Genomic DNA, 11938 nt, shown 5'->3' with positions numbered 1-11938 from the left:
CTTGTAGCTTCAAAGCTGTCTATAGACAAGGTTTTTATATATTTATTTATCTTTCCATTAGCCTTTTTCAAACTGGGATTAACATCAAATATATCACTTATCAGTAAGGCCTTTTTAGATAAGTCTAAACTTTTATTTTCATGTGAAAGGCTAAACTTTCCTTCAGCACCATCAATTTGACCTATAAAATTACTAACTACCCTTCTAAAATATTCAATATTCTCGACAACAATAGTATTCACCTTGAAATTATCAAAGTCTATTATCCTGGACCAATCACTATTAACTAATATCATAATACTAAAACCCTCTTATCAGTATCTACAACATCACTGTTTATTTCACCTACAATTATCTCCATTTTTGAAAATTGTTTCTCTGTAACCGTCAAAATTTGCACTAGCCCAGACTTAGGCTTATTCCTTTTAACCGCATTAGCAATATGCATAGCTGCCCCTTGATTTAAAGCAAGTTTACAGTATATAGATTCTTGCATCATCATAAAGCCACAGGAAATTAAATATTTCCTGAAATGCCTATATTGTTTTTGTTCATCCGAAGTTTGAACTGGTAAATCAAACATTACTAATATTCTCATAAATCTATAGCTCATATTTCCAAAATTTGATTTCTAATACATCGTTATTATTTAGGGCATCAAACACACTTTTACAATATACTTTTAGTGCGTTATTAAAATACATATTTTGCCCATCTATATCTATTGTGTCATTCATAGCCTCTATGATTCTCAGTTTGGCCTTGCTATCGAGTTCTCCTATATCCATAGAGATTATTTTTCTATCCACAAATATCCTAAATGGTTCCATTAGATCACAAGATAAATTAAACTGGTTGAACATATTATCATGAAATAGTCCAAATTGAGTCATATAGCCCATTGAAACGACCTCTCTATTTATAGCTGACAAGAGTATTGCATAACCATAGTTTAGGGCACTATTAATAGGCTCTTCATTAGATCTACTGAACCCCTTACCAAATAAGGCATTAAAATATACCTTAGCTGCATGGCCTTCCCTATTAGTAGTATCAAACAGTTCGACCTGCTTATAATACTCATCTAGCATTTTATATTCTTCATGTCCTAGTTCTTTAAGCAATATAGACTGGTTTTTTATCTTCTCTCTAACTATTTCGGTCCAGACCTTTTCTTTTATTGAGCGACTCCAACTTATCTGTGACCTATACTTGGCACTGGTGTCATGACTACCATAATAGCTTATTAATTCAGATGATGGATTTCTTTTTTCATCGCAAAAAATAATTTTCACCTTGTTTTTGGTAAGCTCATTGAGTAGGGCAGCCGTTAAAGAAACGGCTGTCGACTCAATAATCAAGGTATGGATTTCATCAATATATATCTTGTTGGTCTCATCTAACTTCCTTACGACCATATAGTTCATCTTATAGTCTAGTTTTGCCCTAGACCTGATTACCAATGTTCTCCAACTCATATGCTAACCCAATATATCTATTTCATTTTCAAAAAGGCCTGTTATAGATTGGTTTATGACTTTAAAAGACGTATATGAATTTAGTTTCATACTTGTCTTTGCCCTATATACACTTATACCAATTTTCTTTAAATCATAAGTACTATTTTTATCTGTTAAAGTATTTAGTATTTCTAGTAGTACACTACACTGGTCTTCTAGCGATAAATTTTTATATTTATCTATTGTAACTTGTTTTTTAAATTCCTCTAGTTTATTTAATTTTTTGTTTTCATAATATGAAGATTCTTTCTTTAGTACTAAAATATTATAAAGTTTTAAGTTGTTTTTAATATTAATATACTCATCTTCCTTACGTTTAAAATCAGAATTACAATACTTCACAAGTTTACCAAATAACTTATTAGTTTCTTCATCTAATATTAAACTTGTTCCTGAATCAATATAAAAACTATCATCTGTTTTCCCACCTACATAATATTTAAATCCATTAAGTTTTATAAGTGAATTTATGAATAATTTTCTGTATACAACTTTAAAGTTATCTATACTCTTTTTAGACTTATTTGTCACAAAACTGCGTGCATAGTTTTCTATGTCCTCAAAAGTGTTTGCCAATTTGCTTATATAGATAGGTATAGGAACCATTCTTATTATATGTTCACTCCTTTTACTACCTATTTCATCGTAAGATACAATTGTGTAATATGCTAACTTAATACTTGTATATCCACCGTACTTAGTTACATCTTTCAATCTCTCATCTCCCAACTTTAATGGGAAATAAGATTCTTCTTTAGCAATACTTGCCTTATATATAGTTGCATCGTAAAGAGCTCCCTTTTGTTCAATTACTTTCTTTGTTACTCTTACATCATTTGATCTTATCATTTTATTTACTGTATCCATAGATACTGCTGGATCCCAAATTGTTTTACCACCTTTTGAAAATGCAAAATCAAATACCTTATTTAAGCTATATTTACGTCCCCCATCTTTTATAAAATTATAAGGATTTTTAGTAAATTTCTCATTGTAGACATTACCTACAACTATATTTAAATACGCATCCTTGGCATGATGGTGGTCATTAACCTCTCTTACCTTTATAAATTCATTATCATGTCTAAATTCAGATACATTTTCAGCCTTAACATATACAATTTCAGACCCTTCATTTATCATGTTTAGCATTTCTGCGGCTGCCTTAGAGGCCTGCGATGTTTCCACCAATTGTCTTGCTATAAATCCTGACAATTCCTCATCTGTAAATCCATAGTTTCTAGTTAATCTTTCAAATTTCTTATCACCAATTAACTTCTTTTCATGTAATGATCTCCACAAGCTTATTCTACCATTCTGTATACTAGAATCTACCGGATAAATATCTCCCTTATCCTCATTTGCCTTTCTAGTTACCAAAACTAAGTTCTCGAAGCTGTTATCCTTAGTCTTAGACCTCGGGAATATATGGTCAATATCGTACATATCAGTAAATAGAGCTTCAATATCTATACTCTTACCTGTATACATACACTTTCCCATCTGTGTGTAGTATAGGTATAGCTTCTTGGAATTAAATTTACTATCTTCAGTTTTTTCTATTTCATCAATCCAACTTCTAGCATCGTCCTGAATATTTTTATAAAGCTCTAATAACCTCTTTTTTCTTGAATCAGTACGTTTCTTTTCTGCCTTATTTGTTCTTGTTACCTCAACAAAAATCTTCTTTGGTTCATGACCCATTATTTTCTTTATCTCTTCTACAATACAGATTGTCTGCCAAAGACTCCTTTTTACTGCTGGTGAACAATACAAGTCATCCAATAAATCATGAGATATTTCACTTATATTTTTTTGTTTTTCCCTATTAATGTCTTCAACCTTCTTGGAAAAATCATACTCATTCCTTAGCAACTCCATTAAAATATGATCTCTTGTTCTCATAGCTTCTATTATTGACTGGCCCTGACCTGTTGATTGGTCTATTAATACATCACTCCTAATTTCAGTTAAAAATTTTCCAGAAAATTTTCCCCAATCCTTATATCTAAGCTTTGTTATCATTTTAAGTTGTTTATCATCAACCATATTACCATAAGAATTCTTCACCTTTGATAATAGAAGCTCTTTTGATTCTCCGAAAAGAGTAACCCACCTAATAACATCCTCTGCCATTTTATGGTTAAAGCCAGCACCAAATATTTTTACCATGTCTCTATATGATTTCAAGTCTGACTTTATATCAATGTCAATACCTGTGACTTCTCCCTTTCCATCAGCGTATCTGTTTTGTTTTAAGAAATCTTTAATGCCTTTTTTAGTCATTTTTCTCTTTTCTTTTTTGTATACCTTTTCTATCAGGTCATTCTTTGCTTCTAGAGAAAGTTTTTTTCCGTCATACATAATATTGTTTAGCTCATTTAAAAGGCAATATTCACTATATAATAGGGATTCTTTTGGTAATACATCCTCTCCTATCAAGTATGTACACTTATTAGTCAGATTTTCAATGAACTTTTCTGCACTAGCCTCTTTATCCACAAGTTGATCAAAGTTCCATGGTTTGATCCTACCTTGTCCCTTTCTTACAACCCAAGAGAAACCTTGTTTTTCCTTATTATCAACATAATGATAATTGTTTAATGGCCCAACATAGTAAGGAATCCTAAACTCCATCAGCTTTATTATTTTTTCAATATTAGAATAGCCTTCACTTTCTTTATTCAAAAACTCAAATTTTGATGATGCGTTGTCTAGTATCTTTTTTAATTCATCTCTGTGGACTTGATATGGAATTACACTATTTTCTTTTAATCTTTGAAGAGATAAAAACCTTTCAAGCTCTATCTCTGACAATATATATTCTATTTTCTCATTGCTTTCAAGTTCTCCTAAAGCTTTTTTTACTAACTTATAGAAGTCTTCTCTTGAACAACCCTTACCATACTTACTCTTTTTGATATAATTTACATAGTTCGTTCCATCCTTTTTATCATCTCTTAGTACCCTATTGTATAAGTCCTTATCTTTTCTAAGTACTTCTTTAAGTATTTCAAGGTCTTCATGATGCTTATTGTATATGTCTACCTTATTTTCTGACAGGCCCTTACCTTCAGGTTTTATTGATAAAAGAACTATCATATCATATAAACTTTTTGCTGCATCAATCAGTATTATCCTATCTTCAAAAACCTGTTCATAGGTATCACGAACCTCTTCGTACTCTGTATTTTTAAATAATATATCTTTTACATCCTCTAAATCTTTATACTCTTCTTCTAAAAATATATCATAGGGTTTCACTTTTGCGCCAACAGACAAAGCAAATATAGACTTATAGGCCTTATAGTCATTTCCACCAAAAACCTTGTTTATATCCTTCTTTTTATCATTTATTGTCTTATCTCTATTACTTACTATACTCCTAATTTCATTGATCAGATTGTCATTATATTCTAGCCTCTTCATGCCTGCTACTGAAGACATTAAATCTATGATTTCTACAATTTTATCATTTATAGATGATCCTGAATCTGATATGTCCCCCTTAAATAGAAAGTGACCCCTATACTTGATTATATGATGGACAGCCATATATAGTTCTCTTATATCAATATCGTCACACCCCTCTATAAGTGCATGCCTTAAATGATATATTGTAGGATACTTTTCATAGAATTTTTTATCTCCATCTTCTTTTTCCTTAAAAATTATATTCTTTTCATCAATCACCTTGTCTTCTAGGTGGAATTTACTCTCCTTCAACCTAATAAAAAATTCCGGATCTACCTTTGACATTTCTTCACTGAATATTTCTTCTAGCAGATTAATCCTATCTACCCTTCTTTGAAGTCTTCTTCTATTAGTCCTGTGAACTCGTCTTTCCTCAGCTGTTGAGGCTTCTATGAATAGCCTTGATCCCCACATTTTTTTGCCATTGAATTTAATCACTTCATATTTAGTATTTGTAACAGCCCAACCTACAGATGATGTACCTATGTCTAAACCTATAAAGTATTCCGTATTCTTCCTAATCTCCTTAGACTTACCCTTATTTTTACCCTTTTCAAAATCAATTACTTTACTCATGTTCTCAATCTCCCAATTAGTAATTTTCAAAATACAAATAAATTTTTAAAAAACATTTCCCTAAAAACTTGACAAATATAATTATTTGACTTATATTATATATAGATCATATTAGTCACTATATATGATTACATCACGAGTTCAAATAAAAATTTATTCAAATTGCCTTCGGGCCGCCCATTGTAGGGTTTAACTTGACTTATCGGTCAAGTTTTTTTATTTTCATATATATTTTTCCTAAAACAATCTATATACTTATATATTTTTATCACAATATTATAATACCATAAAATGTTTTCTTTTTCTATAATTATATACAGATAATTATAATTATTTTATATTTTCTATCTATTAATAAAGAATCACCTATTTATTATATCTATAGACAAAAAAATGACCCCGCTAGTCAATCAACTAACAGGGTCGGCAAAATATTCCTATTACTTTCCAATCAAGAGCTACATCAAGGGAGCTACAAACCTCCACAGACACTGGACAATCCTAAGTGAAGTCGACCTTCCGCTAGCATACTTGTCCGTAACCTCATAGGACTGGTCAAACAGGTTTTCAAAGTCTGCCCTCATATCCCTTATGCAGTCCAAATTATACAGGAAGACCCCATTTTCAAAATGGTGGTAAAGACTCCTGTAGTCCATGTTTATAGTACCTATAATGGCAGTCTTGTCATCAGATATATGCTGCTTGGCATGGATAAAGCCAGGCATATATTCATATATCCTTACACCATTTCTGGCCAGGCTACCATAGTATGACCTAGTCATCTTGTATACAATCCTCTTGTCAGGTATACCTGGAGTTACTATTCTTACATCTACCCCCCTCTTGGCTGCTGACGATAGCTCTTCACTCATATTGTCATCTATCAAGAGATATGGGGTAGTAATATAAAGATAGTCCCTGGCATTTTTTATTTGGTTCATATAGGCATTTTCGGCCAGTAGCTCCTCTTTTAGGGGATTTTCTGCAAATGGCTGGATGATTATATTGTCTTCCTTCTTGTTTGGATGGTCCCCTTGCCCTCCATCCTCCTGATCAGTCTGCCACTGGTTGATAAAAAGGCTTATATCCTCATTTATACTTCTTGTATGCTTGCTGGCATTCCACATTTCCAAGAACATAAGGGTCAAACTATCTACTGGCCTGCCCTCTATCCTTATACCGGTATCCTTCCAGTGACCATATGGATTTACTAGGTTAAAGTACTCATCAGCCAGGTTATATCCACCTGTGAAGCCTATCTTACCATCTATTACGCTTATCTTCCTATGGTCCCTATTGTTCATAAAGACATTAAATATCGGGCCTATCTGATTAAATACCCTACACTTTATTCCTTCTTCCTCTAGCCTATTCCTAAAGGACTTGTTTATAAACACAAGACTTCCTACATCATCGTATACAACCCTTACATCTACACCCTGTCTAGCCTTTTCAACGAGAATTTCCTCTATTTCTTGGAAGGATACAGAGTCCTCAATTGCATGGTATTCCATAAAGATAAACTTCTCAGCCTTCCTCATGGCTTCCTTCTGAGCCTCTATACCCTGCTTGGCATCTGGGTAGTATGTCACCTGACCTTCATTATATACTGGGAACCTGCCTATTTTAGATATATAGTGGGCCTGGCCATATATATCTGGATCTGTTTCCTTGATATCCTCCAAGATTTGACTATCATCATATAGGTAGTGGTATACCTTGCCTAGGATATGCTTAAATCGCCTTTTTATAGTGTACTTGGATATACGGCTGGCAAACAGGGCATATAGTATCAAGCCAGTTATTGGTAAAACCAATAAGAGTACCATCCACGGCATCTTCATAGCAGCGTTTGTATGCTTGCCATAAATCCTAATTACTAGAAGGAAGGCCAGGAAGTGGGTTATTCCCTCTGTTATTGGATAGATATCATTAATCCAATCAACCTCGTAGATAATCCAGATAATCTGAATTATAATGGCTATACTTGCAACACCAATTCTCACAATACTATTATTTTTTGTCTTCTTTTCCACTAGTCCACCCCCTCTTGGCTAATTCAAGTATCTTACTATACTTTCCTATTATATATTCATACGATTCTGGCCTGTGGGGTAGGACACAATCAGTACAGTCTTTTATTCCATTTTCCCTGTATTTGAAATTGCCACCACACTGGTCTCCCAGTGTATAAAGTGGACAATAACAAAAGAGACAGTTAAAGTCATCTGGTCTTTCTACCCTGTGACAGGGAAAGTATTTACAGTCCTTGTTTGCAAAAAATTTATATGAATTCTCCATCTATTAGTCCTTTCTCTGCTCCCTATCATTTCAACTCTGCAGGTCTTTTACATATCTATTATATCATACAAGGGGTACTTCCTGACCGGTCCATCCACAAACTATTTCTTCCAAGCAAAAAGATGTATCCATTTTCATGAATACATCTTTTATACCTACTATAATCCCACCTATTAAATTTGATTTATTTTATCTTATTCTACATCTCTAGGCTTATATTTATCTGGTATCGCTTCCATATATTCTTCATTCTGTCTAATCCTGTCAGGATCCTTGAAGAAGTCCTTAACTAGACTAACTATTACTCCTGATAGGAATAGTAGTCCCACTAAGTTTGGTAGGGCCATTAGACCATTTACAGTATCTGAGATTGCCCAGATTGCCTGTAAGCCACCAATAGATCCTACAAATACCAATGGTATGTATATTAATCTGTATATCTTTACAAACTTTTCTCCAAGTAGGTACTCTGTACACTTTTCTCCATAGTATGACCAACCCAAAATTGTTGAGAAGGCAAATAGCGTTAAGCCTATAGATACTATGTAATGGCCACCCTTAAAGCCTGACTGGAATGCCTTAGTTGTAAGGGCTGCACCCTGTAGGCCTGATGTCCATTCTCCAGAAACTAGGATAACTAGGGCTGTCATTGTACATATAACTAGAGTATCGACAAATACCTCAAATACTCCCCATAGACCCTGTCTAACTGGATGGTCTGTAGTTGCTGCTGCATGGGCAATAGGAGCACTACCTAGACCTGCTTCATTAGTGAATACACCTCTAGCTACACCATTTCTCAAGGCCATCATTAGAGTTGATCCTGCAAAACCACCTGCTGCGGCATGGCCTGTGAAGGCTGAACCAAATATTAGACCAAATGCGTTTGGAATCTGACCTGCATTAATGCATAGGATTGCTATTGCACCAACTATATAGAAGGCTGCCATAAAAGGCACGAACTTCTCTGTTACCTGGCCAATTCTCTTGATACCACCTAGTATCACTATGGCTGTCAATACTGTAAGTACTATACCAACAACCTTCATATCTACATTAAAGGCTGCATTTAGTGACTGGGCTATAGAGTTTGACTGTGTCATGTTACCTGTACCCAATGCTGCAAGAGCACCAAATAATGCAAACAGCTTTGCCAACCACTTCTGTCCTAGACCTCTTTCTATGTAGTACATAGGACCACCTGAATAGGCATTTGTCTTCTTGTCCCTTGTTCTATATGTCACCGCTAGGATAACTTCTGAGAACTTAGTAGTCATACCTAAAATAGCTGATAGCCACATCCAGAATACTGCACCAGGTCCACCAACTGCTATTGCAAGGGCAACACCTGCTATATTACCTGTACCTACTGTAGCTGCAAGAGCTGTAGATACCGCCTGGAATGCTGATATTTCGCCTTCTCCCCCGGAATTCTTGCTAAACATCTTCATTACAGTATTTTTAAGTATATAACCAAACTTCCTTATTACTATAAACCTCGTTCTGAAACCTAGGAACAAACCTGTTCCAAGTAACATGATCAACATAGGCCATCCCCAAACAAAGTCTCCTATGGCCTTGTTGATCGCTAAAATACTAGACATATTATTCAACCTCCGTCCTCATTTTTCTTTTTTTAAATAATTGCATCTGTTTACATACATTATTTTATATTTTTCATATGAAATTTATATAAAAATCTTATTTTTTAAAGTCGCTTAATAGTAGTAAATCTATCAAACCTTATAATAGCATCCTATTATTAGGTTTTACCTGTAAATTTAAGTGCTATTATCTTTTTATAGTAACGATTTCCTAGCCTCTTACTTTAAAAATTTTTTCTTATATAAATTTAGTCTTTTTTCTGACAAGTTTCACATATGGTTACTTTTTGTCCCGATAAAAAAATATTATTAGGTTTTTTTTAATGTAAACAGATAAATTATTAGTATTTTGAAATGTGAATTTAATGTGAATTTTTTCAATAAATTCATTAAGAGCCCACTTGCTAGTATGTTTTTTATTCTTATAATATGATATAATCGAATAAAATGTGGAAAAATAAACTAGATCAAGGAGGTGTCTTCCTCAGGGAAAACTATGAATGATTTAAATATAAACAACGAAGACTTAATTAATTTAAAGGAAAAGGCCCTTTGTGTTGGTCTTAACCTGACTAGCCTTGTAAAAAGACCAGATGATATCGATATTGAGGACTCTATGCTAGAGCTAAAGGAATTGGTCCAGGCTGCCGGTGCCGAGGTGGTTGGTGACCTAATCCAAAATAGGTCCAGTATAGATGCTGCAACATACATGGGTTCTGGTAAAATCGAGGAAATAAAGGCCTATGCTGAGAGTCTAGATGCAAGTATGGTAGTTTTTAATGATGAGCTATCAGGTGCCCAAATCAGAAATATTGAAGACATAGTAGGCAAGAAGATAATTGATAGGACTACCCTAATTTTGGATATTTTTGCCCAGCGAGCCCTTAGTCGTGAGGGTAAGCTCCAGGTCGAGCTGGCCCAGCTAAAGTACAGGCTACCAAGACTATATGGTATGGGTGGACAGATGTCTAGGACTGGTGCCGGCATAGGTACTAGGGGGCCTGGTGAGCAGAAGCTTGAAAAGGATAAGAGACATATCCTAAATAGGGCTGCCAATATCAGGAAGGAACTAAAGGAAGTAGTAAAGATTAGAGATATCCAGAGGGCTCAAAGAAGTAAGAACAGGGTGCCAATTGTTGCCCTTGTCGGCTATACGAATGCGGGTAAGTCCACCCTACTGAATGAGCTGATCAAAAGTCATCCTGACTATGAAAAGGACAAGGAGGTTTTTGTCAAGGACATGCTTTTTGCTACCCTTGATGTAACCCTTAGAAAGGCCCTGCTACCTAATAAGAAGGAATTTCTGGTAGTTGATACTGTAGGTTTTGTCAGCAAGCTGCCTCATGACCTAGTAGACGCCTTTAAGGCGACTCTTGAAGAGGTAACCTATGCAGACCTTATACTCCACGTCATAGATGCTACAAATGATAGCTCTGACATACAGAAATCTACTACAGAAAGTGTCTTGAAGGACCTTAAGGCAGATGACAAGCACACTATTACAGTCTACAACAAGATAGACAAGCTAGACCTGGATATATATCCAAGGAACCAGGAGGACCTGGTCTACCTATCTGCCAAGAAGAATATAAATATGGACAAGCTCATGGACATGATCCAAAAGGCCCTAGACAAGGATTCCTACCATGTCAAGCTCCTGCTTCCATATGACCAGGGCCATATCTTTAGTAGCCTTAGTGACAAATATGCTCTTGAATCCTTTGAATACCTGGATACAGGTATTAGTGTAAGCCTATCACTAGATGAGATAGACTACAACAAGTACAAGGACTATATTGAGGTCCAGTAATAAATAATTCCACAAAAAAGCTAGGCTGTTCATCTTATTTGAACCACCTAGCTTTATTTTTTTAGCTTTTTGTTTTAACACCTTTCAATCAATCGGGCCAATTTGATCCCAACTACGAGTTTATTATATCCATAATTTGGCTGTACTTGTTCTCGTAGTCCCTATGCCACTTGTCACACATAGCCTTGGCCTCATCCTCTGTATCGACATTGACATTTACATTCAAGACATTCTGGCGACCCTTGATGATTACCAGGTTGACAAGGTAAGAAGAGTCACCCTGCATGCTGTAGTGGGCTTGTTTTTTTATCTGACTAGATAGGAGCTCTTCCTTGTTGTCCCTTATATAGTCATCTATCTTCTTTACAAAGAATTCTGGTATCCTATTTTGGAAGTATACCAAAACCTCTAGCCCACTCTGAGTAATGGCATTTAGCTTTGTATTATTCTTTTCATATGTAGTTATAAACTTTGCATCCATCATCTTTGGTAAGAGTGCCAGTAATACAAAGTAGTTTATAACACCTGTTCCCAAAATTATTTCTGTCAGCTGGGAATCTGTCAGATCTTCGTCCATGCTATTTAGCGTGTATAATACGATCAGTTTCTCTAATATTAAATCATCTGTACTATTATCTAACATACCTACCTCC

Annotated in this window: 9 protein-coding genes; 1 reads left to right on the top strand and 8 read right to left on the bottom strand. The window is 34.7% G+C overall.

The features are described from left to right. The 7 genes from csn2 to ACW6OJ_RS05120 all read right to left on the bottom strand — a co-directional run. A partial coding sequence (gene csn2, locus ACW6OJ_RS05150; RefSeq protein ID WP_456095951.1) for a type II-A CRISPR-associated protein Csn2 occupies positions 1 to 296 on the bottom strand: 296 nt, incomplete at its 3' end. After that, complete coding sequence (cas2, locus tag ACW6OJ_RS05145; RefSeq protein ID WP_313964463.1) at positions 293 to 598, bottom strand: CRISPR-associated endonuclease Cas2; 306 nt, start codon at positions 596 to 598, stop codon at positions 293 to 295. The genes cas2 and csn2, both read right to left, overlap by 4 nt. Positions 599 to 602: 4 nt before the next feature. Then, positions 603 to 1478: a type II CRISPR-associated endonuclease Cas1 gene (cas1, locus tag ACW6OJ_RS05140; RefSeq protein WP_456095950.1), complete on the bottom strand. Its 876-nt coding sequence runs from the start codon at positions 1476 to 1478 to the stop codon at positions 603 to 605. Between the two features lie 3 nt (positions 1479 to 1481). Beyond that, positions 1482 to 5570: a type II CRISPR RNA-guided endonuclease Cas9 gene (gene cas9, locus ACW6OJ_RS05135; RefSeq protein WP_456095949.1), complete on the bottom strand. Its 4089-nt coding sequence runs from the start codon at positions 5568 to 5570 to the stop codon at positions 1482 to 1484. A 458-nt stretch (positions 5571 to 6028) separates the two neighbouring features. Beyond that, positions 6029 to 7606: a cardiolipin synthase gene (gene cls, locus ACW6OJ_RS05130; protein ID WP_456095948.1), complete on the bottom strand. Its 1578-nt coding sequence runs from the start codon at positions 7604 to 7606 to the stop codon at positions 6029 to 6031. Next, positions 7584 to 7871: a cysteine-rich small domain-containing protein gene (locus ACW6OJ_RS05125; RefSeq protein WP_455103703.1), complete on the bottom strand. Its 288-nt coding sequence runs from the start codon at positions 7869 to 7871 to the stop codon at positions 7584 to 7586. The genes cls and ACW6OJ_RS05125 overlap by 23 nt, the downstream gene beginning before the upstream one ends. 194 nt (positions 7872 to 8065) lie before the next feature. Continuing rightward, entirely contained in the window at positions 8066 to 9475 is a 1410-nt protein-coding gene (locus ACW6OJ_RS05120; protein WP_456095947.1) for an alanine/glycine:cation symporter family protein, read from the bottom strand. A 496-nt stretch (positions 9476 to 9971) separates the two neighbouring features. Between ACW6OJ_RS05120 and hflX the strand changes: the two genes are divergently transcribed. Further along, entirely contained in the window at positions 9972 to 11285 is a 1314-nt protein-coding gene (hflX, locus tag ACW6OJ_RS05115; protein ID WP_456095946.1) for a GTPase HflX, read from the top strand. Between the two features lie 112 nt (positions 11286 to 11397). Here hflX and ACW6OJ_RS05110 read toward each other — a convergent pair. After that, a partial coding sequence (locus ACW6OJ_RS05110; RefSeq protein ID WP_456095945.1) for a DUF4364 family protein occupies positions 11398 to 11938 on the bottom strand: 541 nt, incomplete at its 5' end.

The organism is Peptostreptococcus sp., assembly GCF_977045075.1.
The sequence above is the reverse complement of the archived record's forward strand: the minus strand, read 5'-3'. Positions and strand labels throughout refer to the sequence as shown.